Source organism: Pelagicoccus mobilis (assembly GCF_016595505.1).
GTDB lineage: Bacteria > Verrucomicrobiota > Verrucomicrobiia > Opitutales > Opitutaceae > Pelagicoccus > Pelagicoccus mobilis.
On sequence record NZ_JAENIL010000093.1, the window covers coordinates 1 to 15,952 of the forward strand.

Sequence of the window (15,952 nt, forward strand, 5' to 3'; positions counted from 1 at the left end):
GGGAGGGGGGTAGGGGGGAGGGGCATCCGAAGGAATCGCGAAGCCGTCAATCTGACGGGATAGAACCGAAGGGGCGAAACCTAGGGTTGGCGACTAAAGCGAGCTCATGCTCCGCTTGCGAAGCAAGAAGGAGACTGAGTGCCTGATTCACGATTGATCGAGGAAGGATCGTGAATTTGTGCAGGGTACGATTCCTCTTGAGGTAGGCGTTTATGTGGGCAGGTTAGAAGCGTAGTTCTCTTTCAATGACACTATTTGAGGCTAAATACTATTCGATTGTGTTCGGTTTACCGGCAGCTGCGGTTCTGCTTCTGGGTCATGTCGTTATTTTGTTTATCAAAAAGAGATGGAAGTGGTGGGTGCGATTGGTCTACGGGGCTTTGGGGATGTTGGCTTTGTCGGTCGGGTTTGTTTTTGGCGTAGTCGATATTTCGCTAGGGTACGCGAATACAAGCGAGGACTCGACATTCTCGCGTGGCGCGTTTGAAAGCTGGTTTCCGGAAACTGAGGTTTCTAGGTTCAGGGAGATACGGTACTACGGCGGAGGATTCGAAGATTCCTACTGTTTTTTCAGGTTCCGCTTTGAGTCTTATGGCGATGTCGAAGAAATAATCCGAAAGCAGGGGTTGCCAGAGGTCGAAACAGGGTGCCGAAGCTTAAGGAGTCGTCATTCTAGGCCAAGTTGGTGCTCTGGTGAGGAAGGCGTCGATTATAAAGTCTTCTGCAAAGATTGGGACGGGGGCGGTGCTACGACACTTTGGATCGATGAGGAGAAGCAAATCGTGTATTTCGAGAGTTTCACTACTTAGCGAAGTTTCCTTTTCGTGCCAATTGCTGGAATCCAGGCGAACGCTTTGTCGGGGAGGTGGCTTAGCCAGATAAAGAGTGGTACGATGACCAAACCTATGAATACGCACCAGAAATACAATGTGCCGAAGTCCCTGATGGTTAGAGTTAACGTTGAGTCCGACTTAGTTCCGTCGAGGACCGAGTAACCGTGGATGATCACAGGGATTTCATCTCCCACCTTGTGTCTTCTGCTGTGGGTGAAGTTTTTCCTCTGCGTATTGTGATAGAATACGAAATACCGGCTTTTTCCAAAACTCTCAGTGCCGGTAATTACAACGCGTTCTTCGGTTCCCTTTTCTTTGATATCTGAAGCACTCCACCAAAATACCGACAGGAACAAGAGTGTGCCTATTGGGATTAGTAAGGTGAGATGTTTCGAACGCTTCCTTTTCATCGCCGATTCCGATTGCTATGCGGACTCTTCTTTTACCGATTCGAGAGGCTTCGCCTCTTCGAAGCGTCCTTCGACTTTCACGAAGTTTGAGGGGAGCTCTGTGCCCTCAGGCGTGATTCTCCAGAAGGCATCTGCCTCGGCTTCGGTTTTCAAATCGAGATAGTGTTTGCGGATGATGCGTTCGGAGTTGCCCGCTTGCAGAGCTGCGTCTCCAACTGATTTGAAGGCTGCCACAGTCATCGAAATGAAGGTATGGCGTAGGACGTTGTGAGGAAGGTTGTGTTTCTCTTTTATCGCCGCTCGGTGAATCTCCATGTGACGGTGGATCAATCCGTATTCGTCGATTGGGTACTTCTCAAGCCAGAGGCGCAGGTTTGGTTGGATCTTGATGGAGCGTTTTTCGTCGATCTTCGATACTTCTGGTTCGATGAGAATGACTCCGGTATCGAGGCGAATGTGTTCCGCTTTGAGGCGGCTGATCTCGCCGATGCGGGGATCAGGCCGAATGCCGGCAAAGAGACAGAGGGCGAAGTAGGGGACGAGGAAGCCGGGACGTTCGCCGCGTTCTGAGTACGTTTCTAGCTCTTTCATGAGCTTTGCGGCTTGGGCGGCTGTGATCGTATCAGCGGAGCCTCTCTTGGCCTTTACGGTGTAGGTGGCGATTTTGTCGACCGGATTGAATACGATCCAATCCTGAAGCACGCAGTACTTGAAGAAGGTGCTGATGTAACCGCGCTTGTTGTTGTAGGTCTTGGGACTTACGAGCTGGTCGCCTTTCTTGCCCCACTTGGCATCTAGGATCTCGCGGACCATGGGCGCGTCGATTTCGCCAATGAGCCGTTTGCCGTGGGCGAGCTTCAGTTTTTTCATCTGAGCTTTGATGCGGCGAAGCTGAATCGCAGCGATCATGTTGCGGCTCTGCTCGATTTCCTTGTGGCGAATGTAGCGTTCGATTGCCGTCTCGACATTGATTTCGAATTCAGCCTCACGGTAGCGTTCGAGGGCATAGTCGAGGTAGAAGGAGAGAGGCTTTTTGCGGCCTTCCAGGCGTTTGAAGGCGAGCTTGGCTTCTTCGCACTGTTCTCGACTTAGGGAGGTGACAACGAGCTTCTCCTGAACTTGTGCGGCCAGTCGTTTTGTTTCGAGACGTTGCTTCTCTTCAGTGGCCTCTTTCTTGTCTTGGAAATTCCTGCGGTAACGCTTCCCGTTGATGGTGCCGGAGACTCTCCAATACACGGAGCCGGAGGGGTGTTTCATCTTCTGACGGGTGAATTTCCCGTACGCCTTGCGCTGCTTTTCCTTTGGCTGCGTCTTAGTGGTGCTTGAGTTGGACATGATCCAAGTTTGCCAATTCAAATTGGCAAAATCAAGCGTAAGTCCTTGATGGACTGGTGCTCAGGGGGGGACTCGAACCCCCATGCCGTTAAGCACTGCCGCCTGAAGACAGCGTGTCTACCAATTTCACCACCTGAGCATCTGGTAAATGAAGGGCGAAACACAAAGTGATTTCTAGCGGGCGTGCAAGTCGGAAGTTTTGAGGATGTAATGCTGTACTCGTGTAGGGATGGCGGGTCGGCGCCCCGCCCTACAGTTGGAGCTTACTTGGTGTTTTCCTCGTCGAGTTTCCAGAAGCGTGATCCGGATTCGGGGTGGGGGATCGTCCAGGTTGAACGGGTTTGAGAGCTGGAGTCGTCGTACTGGATTGGAGCCCAGGTTTGCAGGTCTTCGGATTGGAGGAGGTCGGGAACCGGGGCGGAGGTATCGACCTCGGGGTTCTGAAACTGGATCGTAATTGCGTTGGGACTTGGAGTTTGGGTGAAGCTGCTGGGAGTGGAGCGTCGCTTTTCTAGATTGTAGAGGTAGGCGTAGAGGGCGAACTTGCCGCGCATGGTTTGGCGGGGGGTGAATTCTCCGTTGGCCCAGATGTGGTTGGTTTCGAAGTGGGCTTCGGCGTGGGGCCACTCGGACCAATCGGGATAGCATTGGTCGGCCATCCAGGTTGGGTTGCTGCCGCGCATGTGGCCTCCCCAGTTGGCGATGTTCATGTAGGGGGTGTGTCCTGGGTGCATGCCGGGCACGCCGTCGCGTACGCCCGTGCTATAGCAGATCTGCACGCTGCGTTTGTCGGCGAGGGCGGTGGTGGCGGTGGTCATCTGGATCATGTTGGTGGGATTGCGTCCGAGCGACCAATCGGCTTCGAGGAGAAGGGCGTCGAGGAAGTGGGCTTTGTCGACGGGATCTTGGCTGACGTGGTGGGCGAGGATGGAGCGTTGTACGTATTGGGCGGTTTGGAACCAGCAGGGGCCGTCGTCGGCGGCGCGGCGGGTGGGGCGGGTGAGCGTCTTGTCGGCTTCGAAGGATTTGGCTTCGCGTGCGATCGCCTGGCGCATGTTTGCTTGGATCTCGGGGTAGTTTACTGTGCGTTGGGTTGTGAGGTAGGCGACGGTGGCGTAGAGTTGGTTGTGGCTTTCGTGGGTGAGGTTTGCGTTCGAGGCCGTGCGGACATTGCTGTCTGTGGCGAAGTAGTCTTCGTAAGCGGTGTCGCCGGTGAGGTTGTAGAGGTGGGCGGCGGCGGTGAGGCGGAGATCGCGACCTCGTAGTCGTTGGGAGGATACGTTTAGTTGTGTGTCTAGTTTCGGGTCGTCCATGGCGGCGGCCCATTCGAACGCTTCGATGGCGGCATCGCGGTAATAGGCCATGAGTTCTCGCTGTCCCGCTATGCGGTAGGCATCGGCGAGCATCGCGGCGTTGACCGCGTTTGCCCAGGCGGCGTGGGCGGTGGGGGCTGCTTGGTAGAAGACGTTGTTGCCGTCGGGGTTGTTGAGTCCGTGGCCGTAGCCGTGTTCGGTTTTTAAAGACAGGAAGAAATCGACTTCGTAGCGGGCGGCGTCTATCGCGTCGGGGACTCCGTTTCCGCTTTCGGCGATGCCGGTGTCGTCATCGTCGAGCATTCCTCCTGAGAGGAAGTACGGGAAGAGGATGTCATAGATATTGGATACGTGGGCGAGGTGGCGATCCCAGTCGTAGGCGTCGGAGTGGCCGCCGCGTGAGTTTGGGTTGGTGGGGGAGCCGGGGAGGACGTAGGCAGCCCACTCGTCTTTGCGGTCCCATTTGTCGCCGCTGGCGAAGGTGTCCCAATCGGGGTGGTCGGGACTCATTGATGTGAGGTAGACGACCGTGTCGTCTGGATCTTCGCCGGGAATGTAAAGGGGCTGTCGTGGAGTGCCGAGTACGTTGTCGGCTGGCTCTTGACCGATGCGCATGAAGAAATAGCCTCGGACCATGGTATCGAAGGGGGCTTTGCGCGGACGCGGGCCTATGGCGAAATCTTCGCTACAGCCGACACCTTCTACGGCGAGGCGGTAGGTGCCGGGGGTGTCGAATCCGGAGAAGTCTATATTCCATACGGGAGAGCGGGTGTAGTTCCAGTTGCCGGCGTCGGAGCCGCTGTCTTGCCAGAAGGAGACTTGGCCGACGTCATGGTTCTCTTGTGTATCCACATTGTGGAGGTAGACGGTATTGCCTTCGAATGAGGAGTAGTCGCGGTGTCCGCCGTCGCCGAGCCACTGGTAAAGGTCGGCGGCTTTGATGCCTGGACCGTTGTCGTAGCCGGCGAGGTTTATGTGGATGGCTTCGGTGGGGGAGCTAAAGATGTCGTAGGTGAAGGTGTGGTTCGTCTCGTCGGCGCCGGTCGAGGCTGCGATTTCGAGGGTATAGCTGGCGCCTTGCTGGAGGGGGGAGGGGAGTTGGAGGAAGAGGACGTGGGTAAAGGTGGTATCGAAGTTCCAGTCGGCGATGGAGGTGTTCCACCCGCGTTGGGCGAGGCCGTTGAGTTTGGTACGGCGGAAGGCGTTGGAGGCGGTTTGGCCGGAGGCGTCGTAGTTGGCGTCGTCGTTGGAGGTGAGCGTCCAGTTCGAAGCAGTCGCTGCTTGGGCGGTATCGAGCGGGGGATTGTAGAGGATGGTTTCCTCAGAGTAGGAGTAGGTTTCTGGTTTCTCGATGATTTCGACAACGCCGTCGAGGATCTGGACCATGAGGTAGTCGCGGTCGACGACTTTAACGAGGTCGACTTTGGCGGCGTGCAGGTATGGGGATGCGCAGACGGCGGCGAACGCGGAGAGGGCGCGAAGCTTCATTTCGGTGGGGTAGGTATGGGGTGATGATCTAGGTTTTGCTAGATGGTGGGATACCGGGGCGACTCTTCGCAAGGGGGTGGGCGCTCCTGCTATAGAGTTGTTGTGGGGGGGGGGCGCTCAACATTGCTCGCTCATGCGAACTATGGCAGGCCATGTCGGGTCAACGCCCCGACCTACAGGTCTTCAACTTTGCTCGCGCGTGCGAACGGCGGCTGCTACCGACTTGCGGGGCGTCTTGGTTTTGTGGCGGAGCAGCCGCAGGCGCCTTTGCCGCATGGGCTGGATTCATTGGACTTGTTTGCTCGTTTGCGGAGGTAGCCTACTACTAGGTAAGCCGCTGCTGCGGCGACTATGGTTCCGACGACGACGAGTTCTGGGAGTGAGTCCATTTGCTTAAAAATCCAAGTTGACTTCCTTATGATGGATACTGAAACTCGGTCTCAACAAGCAACCTTATCTTTCAACGAATCTCGAATTTGAAAACGTTAAACGATCTTACCCAGGGGCAGACTGCTCGAATCAGTTGTTACATGCCACGTTTTGCGGCGGCGCGCCGTTTGATGGAGTTGGGCTTGATGCCGGGGACGGAGGTTCGTTTTGTGAAGGCGGCTCCGCTGGGGGATCCGATCGCGTTGGAGGTAGACGGTAAGCATCTTAGCCTGCGTCGTGCGGACGCGGCGCAAATAACCGTGCAAGCCGTTTAGGTTTCGCAGGATACGGAATAGCAGTGGCAGCGGAAACGATCGCGACAGGGGCCGGCGTGGCTCGGATCGCTCTTCTTGGTAACCCGAACACGGGTAAGAGCACTCTTTTTAACTGCCTCACGGGGCTGCGCCAAAAGGTGGGCAACTATCCTGGGGTGACGGTTCAGCGTAAGACTGGGCGCATGATCTACGGCAAGAATGTGGCTGAGATCATCGACTTGCCGGGTACCTACAGCTTGGCGGCGGATTCGCCGGATGAGCGTGTGGTGGTGGATGCGTTGCTAGGGGAGATGGAGTCGGTGGAGCGTCCGGACCTGGTGTTGTACATTCTGGACGCGACTAATTTGCAACGTAATTTGTTTTTGGCCTGCCAGACGGCTCAGCTGGGGATCCCGATGGTGGTTGCGGTTAACCACTGGGATTCGGCGCGTCGGAAGAACATCAAGATCGATGTTGAGGCTTTGAGCAAAACGCTTGGCGTGCCGGTGGTGCCGGTTTCTGCTGCGAGAGCGGAAGGAATCACGCAACTTAAGGAGGCTGTGGCGGGCGCGTTGGTTTCGAAGCCTCATATGAACGAGGTCGAGTGGCCGGAGTCGGTCGAGAGCGCTTTGGTGATGGCTCGCGAAACCTTGCCAAAGCCGCTGCGGGCGAAGGTGTCGAGCTCGGTATTGCATCGGAGCGTCTTTGACGAGGATCGCAGTTTTTTGATCCGTCTGGGGGCGAGCGAAGAACAGGCAGGAAAAGCGATCGAAGCGGGACGCAAGGGGCTGTTTAAGGGGGGGCTAAATCCTGGGAATGCAGAGACTGTTCTGCTGTATCAGTATATCAAGGACAGGGTTGCCAGTAGTGTCACGTCTGATGCTGCGGGTTCCGTGAGCGGTAGTGAATCGATTGATTCGATTTTGACGCATCGAGTCTGGGGCTTGTTTGCGTTTCTGGGGTTGATGTACGTGGTTTTCCAGTCGGTCTACAGCTGGGCAGGGTTTCCAATGGACATTATAGATGGGGCGAAGGGATGGATCCAGGATCACATTGCTGGTTGGCTAGAACCATGGCCGATGCTGGAAAGTCTGGCAACGGACGGGGTTGTGGAAGGCGTGGGCGCTGTCTTTATCTTCCTGCCTCAGATCTTGATTCTCTTCTTCTTTATCGCCTTGTTGGAGGATACTGGATACATGGCGAGAGCAGCGTTTTTGATGGATAAGCTGTTTAGCTGGTGTGGCTTGTCGGGAAAGAGTTTTGTGCCTTTGCTCTCGAGCTATGCGTGCGCGATTCCAGGAGTGATGGCTGCTCGCACGATTCAGGATCCACGGGCTCGGATGATAACGATCTTGCTGGCTCCGTTTATGAGCTGTTCGGCGCGTTTGCCGGTTTACGTGCTGTTGATTGGGGCGTTTATCGAGCCGCATTATGGAGCGGCGGTCGCAGGAGCTTCATTGTTTGCGATGCATTTCGTGGGGCTGCTGGTGGCGATGCCTTTTGTTTATGTCGCGAATCGCTTCGTATTGAAGATCCCACCACAACCGTTTGTTTTGGAGATGCCTTCCTATCAAGTTCCTAAGGTGCGGGACGTCTTTATGCGCATGTACACGCAGGGCAAAGAGTTCGTGAAGAACGCGGGTACGGTCATCTTTGCGATCACAATAGTGATCTGGGCTTTGCTGTATTTCCCGAGAAGCGAGGAGCTGGCTGAGCAGGTGACCAATGAGTTTGTCGCTGCTGCTGCGGCGGAGATGGGTGTCGAGCGTTCGGAAGTTGTGCAGTTGCTGGAGGAGGACGAGGAATCCGCAGCGGCTTTGGAGCGTAAGATCGACTCGGTGTTCGTGGAGCAGAGCTACATGGGCCGTATCGGCAAGACCTTGCAGCCTGCGTTTGCCTGGGCTGGTTTTGACTGGAAAATCACGGTTGGAGTAGTGGCGAGTTTTCCGGCTCGTGAGGTGATTATTTCGACGCTTGGGATTATTTACAGCTTGGGCGGGGATACGGATGAGGAAAGCCATGACTTGAGGGAGATGATGGCGAATCAGACTTGGCCGGAAGGGGAGAGGAAGGGGCAGCCGATCTTCACGATTCCGGTGGCGTTCTCGATTATGGTTTTCTTCGCTCTTTGCCAACAGTGTGGAGCGACGGTGGCGGTGATCTCTCAGGAGACGAGCTGGAAGTACGGTGTTTTTTCTTTCGTGTTTATGACCAGCTTGGCTTGGGTTGCGGCGATTATCGTCTATCAGGTCGGCAGTCTTTTGTGACCATCGTTCGTGTTGCTTTGAATGGCTGTAGTTGAGAAACTGGGACGAAAGGAGTTTAGGAGACGATTGGTCGCTGGTTCGTTTCCTCGATATCCGAGTTTGAGGGATGGGATTGACGGTTTGCGTTTCGTGCAAGCGGACCCGATCCGTTCGCCGGCCCGTGCTCAGGATCTGATTTTAAGGCAGCGGGTGGATGGTTATGTGGCGGGGCAGCTGGAGGAGGAATTTCCGAAGCTAGAGGCGGAAGAGGGGTATCTTTTCGCATACGGTTTTATGCCGAGGGAGGTGTGGCGGCATCTTCGGAGTCAGCCCAGTGGAAAGCTTAGCCAGCGAAAGAGGGATGTGCTCGCTGCGGTGGAGGAGATGGGAGATGTTCGCTCGCGGGACTTGGACGACTTGTTTGGCAAGCGTTCGGTTAGGAACTATTGGGGTGGGACTTCACGGGAGTCTAAGCGGATCCTCGAGGACTTGCACGACGAGGGGTATCTGCGAGTGAGCCGAAGGGAGAAGGGGAATCGTATCTACGCGGTGATCGAGGAAGCGTGGAGCGATGTTGATCCGGCTGTGAAGTATCGTGCGTTGCTGGAAACGACGGCTCATGTTTTCGGGCCGGTTTCGAAGCGTTTTTTGCTTTCGGAGATTCGCTTTCTAAATCATCTGATGCCGAAGCGGAGGGAGCGTGATGAGCTGGTAGATCGATTGGTCGGAGAGGGGGCCTTGTCTTGGCTGAGCGTTGATGGGATAGAGTACCTTTGGGTGGCGGAGAGTTGGGGAAGCCTTGAGGTTTCTGATCGGGTAAGGATTTTGGCTCCCTTCGATCCGTTGGTGCGAGATCGGGAGCGCTTCGAGCAGGTGTTTGGATGGGAGTATCGATTTGAGGCTTATGTGCCGGCGAAGAAGCGGATGCGTGGCTACTATGCGATGCCGTTGCTTTGGCGGGACGAGGTAGTCGGTTGGGCCAACGCTAAAGTGGAGGATGAGCGGTTGAAGGTGGAATTTGGATACGTGGGGAGCTCTCCGAGGACGAAGGTTTTTCGGAAGGCTGCGGAGCGTGAGGTCGAGGCGATGGCGATGTTTTTGGGATTGGGCAAGGGCTGTTGGGAGATTCGGTTGTAGCGGCTACGACGGAGCGTAGCCCTCCTTGGAATACGAAAAAGCCGCGACCCTGAAGGGACGCGGCTTGGGAAAATCTGTTTTATGTGAGTGGGATTATTTCCACTTGAGAAGCATACGGATGTAGTAGGTGGTATCGAGCTCTTCCTTGTCGCTGACGTCTGCTTCGCTGTCGTAAGCGAAGTTCACGCCGGAGCGGATGGACCAGCCCTCGGCCTTGAGCGGGAGGTCTACGCTGGAGTCGAGGTCGAAGCGGAAGTTGCCGAAGTCCTCGATGGTTGGCGTAAAGGTGGCGCGGTTGATCCAGGTTCCCCACTTGAGAGTTTCCTTGTGGTTGAGGCCAAGGTCCATGGAGGCGGAGCTGGTTGCGTCGCGATCGCCGTCGTAGGATTCGTAGAGGTAACCGAAACCACCGCGAACACCGAGGTTTCTTTTTTCTGTTTCGGAGAAGATGTATCCGAAACCGGCGGCTACGGTGTACATTTGCTCGATGTCCTTGATGTCGTCGTAGCCGAGCTCGGTGCGGACGTACCAGTTGTACTTTGTGCCAATTCGGTTGGTATAGTCGACACCGCCGCGAGCGTCGTCGGCGCTTTTGGCGTCGTCGGTTTCCTCGTAGTTGGCCCGAGCGAAGAACTGGAGGCGATCGTCAGGACCTTGGAGGGTGGCTCGGAATGAAGTGCCGAGGCCGTTGGACTCGCTATTACCTGTCTTGCCTGTCAGGTCGAAGGTCGCTTCGTAGGCCCATTTACGTTTTAGGTCGGCGAGGGCTGCTTCGTTGCGGAGAGTGGTCGGGCTCTTTTCTCCTGGCATCCAAACTTCCGTGACGGAGTCGATAGTGGTGTTCGCTTGTCCGGTGGAGGAGGCGACGGAGAGGGAGGTTTCGGTTGAGGAGACTGGACCGAGGTGTGTGGTCCCGTCTTCGAGCGTGAGGTAGATCGGCTCGTCGGTGGTGAGGGAGGCGACTTTGCTTTGGTCGATGGTGATTTCGCCGGCGAAGTCGGTCGCTACCTTGATCTTGCCGCCATCGACGCCGAGAATCTTCCCGTTGATGGTGGAGCCACCTTTAGTGACGATTACGTCTGCTGAAGCGGCGCTAACGAGGAGTGCCGCGGCTACGCTGAGAACTTGGATCAGTTTCATAATGTAGTTGGTTTCGTGTAGTAAGTGGGCTGAAACAAAGGTCTAATCTGTAAAAGTCCAGTAATAGATTGAGGATATGAAGCAGTTAGAAGGCCAGCTTTGTCTGGGGTGAATCTCCTAACCTAAAACTTAGGTGCGCCGCTTAGTTTATAGAGGTATTTTGGGTTTTGTGGGCTTGCGTGCGGGAAAATTCGTTTGGCGCGGTGCAGTCCGACTCCTACTGTCCGCGTTTCCAACTGGGAAAGGCCGTTATGACAGAGCAACTTGAATCGATTTGGAACACCCTGCGCGACGAGGCGGAAGCAGCTGCTAGCACCGAGCGCTTGTTGGTGGCCTATCTCCAGGAGACGATCCTTGGGCAAAAGTCGCTCGAAGCGGCGATGAGCTATACTTTGGCGACGAAGCTGAAGGACGAAATCTTGCCGAGCATCACGCTGCGTGATCTTTTCTTGGAGATTTTCGACACGGATGAGCAGCTCCGGGAGACGGTGCGGGTCGACCTGAAGGCGGTGCGCGATCGCGATCCGGCGGCCAACGGATACCTGTCTCCCTTTCTGTTTTTCAAAGGTTTCAGCGCTCTGACCGCCTACCGGTTTGCCAATCACCTTTGGAATGACAACCGCCAGTCGCTCGCCCTCTACCTGCAGAGCTTGATTTCCAAGGTCTTTGCGATGGACGTGCATCCGGCTGCTCGAATTGGCAGCGGAATCCTGATCGACCATGGAACGGGAATCGTGATCGGAGAGACTGCGGTTGTGGGCGACAATGTTTCGATTTTGCAAGACGTAACGCTTGGCGGTACCGGCAAGGAGCAAGGGGATCGCCACCCGAAAATTGGGGATGGTGTATTGATCGCTGCAGGTGCTAAGGTGTTGGGTAACATCAAGATCGGCGAGGGGGCAAAGATCGGCGCGGGCAGTGTCGTGCTGAAGCCAGTGCCCGCTCATTGCACCGCGGTGGGCGTGCCGGCGAAGAATATCGGCGCTTGCAAGGAAAGTGTTCCGGCTTTGGGCATGAACCAGGAAATCGACGCGGGCGAGCTGGGCGAAATCCAGCTGGATTATCAGGTTTAGGGTAGGAGCTGGGCTTTTGATGGGGTTGCCCCTGTCGGGGCCGATAGAAGCTGCCCTGAGAATTGCCTCGTATCGCGACTTGATTCGTGAGGGGTCCTTCGTACTGTCGCGCCCATGCCTAACGTTTTCGGCAAGCTATTTACTATCAGCACCTGGGGTGAAAGCCATGGTGGCGGCGTGGGTGTCGTCATCGACGGGTGTCCGCCAAACCTGCCTCTGAGCGAAGAGGACATCCAGCCTGAGCTCGATCGCCGTCGTCCCGGCCAGAGCGAGATCACCACGCCCCGGAAGGAGGCGGACCAGGTGCAGATCCTCTCGGGCGTCTACGAAGGCAAGACCACGGGCACGCCGATTTCCATGTTGGTTTTCAACAAGGACGCGCGTCCCGGAGCCTACTCCGAGATGAAGGAGAAGTTTCGCCCTTCTCACGCGGACTACACTTACCAGACGAAGTACGGGCACCGGAATCCTGAAGGTGGAGGTCGTTCCTCGGCTCGCGAGACGATTGGCCGCGTGGCGGCGGGAGCGATCGCGAAGAAGATCCTCAAGCTGAATACGCAGGTAGAGACCTTGGCGTACGTTTCTCGGATCCATGATATCTCCATGCCTGAGGGGGCGGAGATTTCTGAGGATGCGATCGAGGCGAACATCGTGCGTTGTCCGGATGCTTCGACTGCGGAAGCGATGGTCGAGCGCATTAAGGAAGCCCGTTCCAATGGCGATTCTGTGGGTGGCGTGGTTGAATGTCGGATACGCAACTTGCCGGTCGGACTTGGCGAACCGGTGTTTGATCGTTTCGAGGCGGACTTGGCTAAGGCGATGCTCTCGCTTCCCGCGACGAAGGGCTTCGAAGTTGGCAGCGGATTTGAAGGCACGCTGCTAAAAGGTTCCGAGCACAATGACTTGTTTGAAAACCGTGATGGCCAGGTGCGTACCAAGACGAATTTGTCAGGTGGCGTACAAGGTGGTATCACCAACGGTGAAGATGTTGTCTTCCGTATTGCCTTCAAGCCTACAGCTACGATTTTGCAGGAGCAGGCTACTGTGGACCTTGAAGGACAGGAGACGACGTTGATGGGGCGTGGCCGCCACGACCCTTGCGTTGTGCCGCGTGCGATCCCGATCGTGGAAGCGATGGCGAATCTGGTGATCGTGGATCACATGATGCGTCAGCATGCGCAGAACCGTTTGTTTACGTTCGAAGGCTAATTTTTTGACGCAATGTCTAAGCCGGTTGTTTATCTTTTTCTAGGCTGTAAGGGCTCGGATCAGTTTCGCGTTTTGGCTGACTTGATTGAGTTTGGAACGGAAAAGGAAGAGCGTTCTGTCTTGTATCATTTTGCTGGGGACGCGGTTGATGTTGAGTCGGACTTTCAAGTAAAGCATCGGGAGACGAAGGTCGCGACTTGGAAGATCGAGGATGGTGCGCTGGACATCGAGATCGATGAGAGCCTCGATTTGGTTTTTCTGGTGGCCGATGGGCTAAGCGATCCGACGGATTTGGTGGAGGCTTTTCACGGGTGGCTACCGGAGAGCGGTTGCGAACTGGGGCGAGTGGTCACGGTGTTGAATTGCGACTTAGCGGTGCGTCAAAAGGTGGCGTTCGAGTGGTTTGAGTGCTGTATTCACTTCTCGGATATCGTTTTGCTCGCTCGTCGCGAGAAAGTGGCGAATAAGGAAATGAAGGCCTTTCTCGATCGCTTTGAGGAGGAGTGTTATCCGTGCCTTTGGGAGTACGTGAAGAAGGGGCGCGTTTCTAATCCTTCTCTGGTGCTCGATACGCAGCCGAGGCGGATTACCAGAATCTTTGACGAGCCGGAGTACTTCGACGATGAGGAAGAGGAAGAAGAGCTCGAGGAGGACATCGCCGGGGATGTGACGAAGGATCGTTTTCTCAAGCGCGCTTCCGGCGGTCGTCGAGCATTGGAGTTGCCGGATATTTCGGAGTTTTTGTAGGGGGATTTGGGCAACTACAGAGCGTTGCCCTCCTAATCGATTCGCTCCGCGATCCAGTCGACGATCTTGTTGGCGACTTCAGATTTTGGGAGAGTGTCGAGAGACTGTACCGAGTCTTTGGTGACGAAGTGGGCTGAGTTGCTTGTTTGGCCAAATACGGCTCCGTTGCTTACGTCGTTGGCGACGATGAGGTCGCAGCCTTTGGATTCGAGCTTCTTCTGAGCGTATTCTATAAGATTGTCGGTTTCGGCGGCGAAGCCGATGACGAGCTTGGGGCGGTCGTTTCCGGCTAGTTTTCCTATGCTTTGGGCTATGTCGGGATTTTCTTCGAATTGAAGATCCAGACCGCCTTCCTTTTTGAGTTTTTTGTCTGACTGGTTGGATACACGGAAATCGCATACTGCTGCGCAGCCGACGAAGATGTCGGCAGGGAGGGCGGAATGGACGGCTTCTTTCATTTCAACCGCGGACTCCACGGAGACCAAGGAGATGTTCGGGTGTTGCGGCGGAGCGTCTTTGGTGTTGCCGGCTACGAGGGTGACCTGAGCTCCCGATTTGGCGAGGGAGAGGGCGATCGCGTTGCCTTGTTTGCCGGATGAGAAATTGCTGAGGTAGCGGACGGAGTCGATACGTTCGATGGTGCCGCCAGCGGTGACGATGGCTTTTTTGGAGGAGAGCTCTTCGCTAGAGCGGAAGTGATCTTCGATGGCTTCGAAGATCGTTGTCGGCTCCGCCATTTTGCCGATGCCGTGTTCGCCACAGGCGAGGACGTCGGTTTGTGGGGGGACGATAGTGGCTCCGTCGGCTTGGATTTGGGCGAGGTTTCGCTTGAAGGCGGAGTTTTCCCACATCTCGGTGTTCATGCCAGGAGCAAGGAGGATGGGCTTGTTTTTCGCCAGGAGGATGGTGGAGGCGAGGTCGTCTCCGATGCCGTTGGCGAGTTTGGCGATGGTATTCGCGGTGGCGGGGGCGATGACGATGAGATCGGCTCGGCGGGAGAGCTCGATGTGGTTCATGTCGTAGGAGTGGTCGTCCCACATTTCGGTATGGGCTCGCTTGCCTGTGAGGGCTTCGACGGAGAGTGGGGTGATGAAGGCAGTGGCGCTTTTTGTAAGGATGCCTTCGACTTCAGCTCCGGCCTTAGTGAGCAGCCGAATGAGTTCGAGCGCTTTGTAAGCGGCGATGCTGCCTGTGACAATGAGTGTGATTCGTTTTCCGGAGAGCACGGTACTGAAAGTTGAAGTATGGGGGATGAAGTAGGAAATGGGGGGAGAGGACAAGGCTGTTTGGTGTAGACCCTTGGTGAAGAGGGACTAGGCTTGGGGCGTGGAGTTGGCTGATGACATTTTGGATTCGTTCGCTCGGGCTGCGTTGGAGAGCTATGACTACCGTGGGCTGGGGTTGGATGAGGCGGTGGCTTTGAGGGCGTTGCGTCATGAGATCGCGGAGGATTTTGGGGAGTTGAGCGAGGTGGATGTGTTGGAGCGCCGGTGGCGAAATTGTGGGATCGAGGGGACGAGCCTGGAGGATTTTTCGGAATGGCTGGTGCCGATCGGTGGCGAGCGAGCAGTCATTTGCGGGATCAGGCACTTGGGGATGAATCTTTCGAAGCCTTTCGTGCAGCTAGTGCCGAATTTTCAGTTTGGCTCCTTGGAGGAAGCGAGGGCTTTGTATCGGGAGAGCTTGGCGGGGTTGTTTGAACGCTTGCGGCCGAAGTGGATCCAGGTCTATTCGCACTCTGGAGAGGGGAGCGAGGCGGGGGGATCGCTTTGTCTTGTGGGAAAGGCGGGCGCGATGCTGAAGGCGGTCGCTAGAGGGAAACCGCAGGAGGGAAGACTATCCCTGGTGGATGCGGAGGATGAGAGCTACTTTTTGTGGTATGAGGCGACTTACGATGCCTTTCATGCCGAGAACCCGGGGCTTAAGGATTGGGTGCATAAGAATGATTTGGAGCTTATGCGGGCGTGTCGTAAGGATGGTCTGCTGAAGTTGGTTCAAATCGATGGCGAGCTCGCTGGGCTTGTTGCGGCTGAGCGAACGCCGTTTTTGGGGAATGAGGGCATCTACTTTGTGGAGATTCTGCTGGCGAAGAAATGGCGGGGCATGGGGCTGGGCAAGGGAGCTCAGTTGTTATTTGTCGAGCAATGCTGTGACCCGGGTGACTTCGTTTGGGGCCTGATCGACCGGCGAAACGCCTCGTCTTTGCGAACGGCTCTGTCGAACGGTCGGCGAGTGGCCCGCGGCGAGTGTTTCCTGGAGATTTGAGGATGCCGAGAGGCTGATCCGTGGCAGGCATCGCTGGAGATCGGTTTGCGCAGTTTCATGTCGAACGTTCGAC

Annotated in this window: 14 protein-coding genes and 1 tRNA gene; 8 read left to right on the top strand and 7 right to left on the bottom strand. The window is 55.8% G+C overall.

The features are described from left to right. Positions 1-245 precede the first annotated feature (245 nt). Positions 246-809 (top strand): hypothetical protein, encoded by a 564-nt coding sequence (locus JIN87_RS26625; RefSeq protein ID WP_200359513.1) that lies wholly within the window; start codon positions 246-248, stop codon positions 807-809. On the opposite strand, the gene JIN87_RS26630 is transcribed toward JIN87_RS26625, so the two are convergent. The 5 genes from JIN87_RS26630 to JIN87_RS26650 form a co-directional block, all read right to left on the bottom strand. Beyond that, positions 806-1,189 (bottom strand): hypothetical protein, encoded by a 384-nt coding sequence (locus JIN87_RS26630; RefSeq protein WP_200359515.1) that lies wholly within the window; start codon positions 1,187-1,189, stop codon positions 806-808. The two genes, JIN87_RS26625 and JIN87_RS26630, sit on opposite strands and share 4 nt — an antisense overlap. Positions 1,190-1,258: 69 nt before the next feature. Then, on the bottom strand, positions 1,259-2,578 hold the full coding sequence (locus tag JIN87_RS26635; protein WP_200359517.1) for a tyrosine-type recombinase/integrase: 1,320 nt from the start codon (positions 2,576-2,578) through the stop codon (positions 1,259-1,261). A gap of 54 nt (positions 2,579-2,632) precedes the next feature. Next, positions 2,633-2,717 (bottom strand) — tRNA-Leu (locus JIN87_RS26640). A 124-nt stretch (positions 2,718-2,841) separates the two neighbouring features. Continuing rightward, a complete protein-coding gene (locus tag JIN87_RS26645; protein ID WP_200359519.1) occupies positions 2,842-5,379 on the bottom strand; it encodes a glycoside hydrolase family 9 protein in 2,538 nt (845 codons plus the stop codon). 215 nt (positions 5,380-5,594) lie between these two features. Continuing rightward, positions 5,595-5,768 (bottom strand): hypothetical protein, encoded by a 174-nt coding sequence (locus JIN87_RS26650; protein ID WP_200359521.1) that lies wholly within the window; start codon positions 5,766-5,768, stop codon positions 5,595-5,597. A gap of 87 nt (positions 5,769-5,855) precedes the next feature. Between JIN87_RS26650 and JIN87_RS26655 the strand changes: the two genes are divergently transcribed. The 3 genes from JIN87_RS26655 to JIN87_RS26665 are packed head-to-tail and all read left to right on the top strand — an operon-like array spanning position 5,856 to position 9,445. Continuing rightward, positions 5,856-6,083, top strand: a complete 228-nt coding sequence (locus JIN87_RS26655; RefSeq protein WP_200359523.1) for a FeoA family protein — start codon at positions 5,856-5,858, stop codon at positions 6,081-6,083. Positions 6,084-6,106: 23 nt separating this feature from the next. Beyond that, positions 6,107-8,329, top strand: a complete 2,223-nt coding sequence (gene feoB, locus JIN87_RS26660; protein WP_325176415.1) for a ferrous iron transport protein B — start codon at positions 6,107-6,109, stop codon at positions 8,327-8,329. A 21-nt stretch (positions 8,330-8,350) separates the two neighbouring features. Continuing rightward, the gene (locus JIN87_RS26665; protein ID WP_200359525.1) at positions 8,351-9,445 is read left to right on the top strand and encodes a DNA glycosylase AlkZ-like family protein; all 1,095 of its coding nucleotides are present in this window, start codon (positions 8,351-8,353) and stop codon (positions 9,443-9,445) included. 93 nt (positions 9,446-9,538) lie between these two features. Here the strand turns inward: JIN87_RS26665 and JIN87_RS26670 are convergent, their stop codons facing one another. Continuing rightward, positions 9,539-10,585 (bottom strand): DUF481 domain-containing protein, encoded by a 1,047-nt coding sequence (locus JIN87_RS26670; RefSeq protein ID WP_200359527.1) that lies wholly within the window; start codon positions 10,583-10,585, stop codon positions 9,539-9,541. A gap of 251 nt (positions 10,586-10,836) precedes the next feature. Here JIN87_RS26670 and cysE point away from each other — a divergent pair, with 251 nt between their 5' ends. From cysE to JIN87_RS26685, 3 genes are all read left to right on the top strand, one after another. After that, positions 10,837-11,658 carry a serine O-acetyltransferase gene (gene cysE / locus JIN87_RS26675; protein WP_200359529.1) on the top strand — a complete coding sequence of 274 codons (822 nt, stop codon included), beginning with the start codon at positions 10,837-10,839 and terminating at the stop codon, positions 11,656-11,658. Positions 11,659-11,772: 114 nt separating this feature from the next. Then, positions 11,773-12,867: a chorismate synthase gene (gene aroC / locus JIN87_RS26680; protein ID WP_200359538.1), complete on the top strand. Its 1,095-nt coding sequence runs from the start codon at positions 11,773-11,775 to the stop codon at positions 12,865-12,867. A 12-nt stretch (positions 12,868-12,879) separates the two neighbouring features. Beyond that, positions 12,880-13,614, top strand: coding sequence for a hypothetical protein (locus JIN87_RS26685; protein ID WP_200359541.1), 735 nt, complete (start codon positions 12,880-12,882; stop codon positions 13,612-13,614). A gap of 32 nt (positions 13,615-13,646) precedes the next feature. Here JIN87_RS26685 and coaBC read toward each other — a convergent pair whose 3' ends face one another. Beyond that, positions 13,647-14,894, bottom strand: coding sequence for a bifunctional phosphopantothenoylcysteine decarboxylase/phosphopantothenate--cysteine ligase CoaBC (gene coaBC / locus JIN87_RS26690; RefSeq protein ID WP_200359543.1), 1,248 nt, complete (start codon positions 14,892-14,894; stop codon positions 13,647-13,649). Between the two features lie 46 nt (positions 14,895-14,940). Between coaBC and JIN87_RS26695 the strand changes: the two genes are divergently transcribed. Then, positions 14,941-15,879 (top strand): hypothetical protein, encoded by a 939-nt coding sequence (locus tag JIN87_RS26695; protein WP_200359545.1) that lies wholly within the window; start codon positions 14,941-14,943, stop codon positions 15,877-15,879. Positions 15,880-15,952 lie beyond the last annotated feature (73 nt).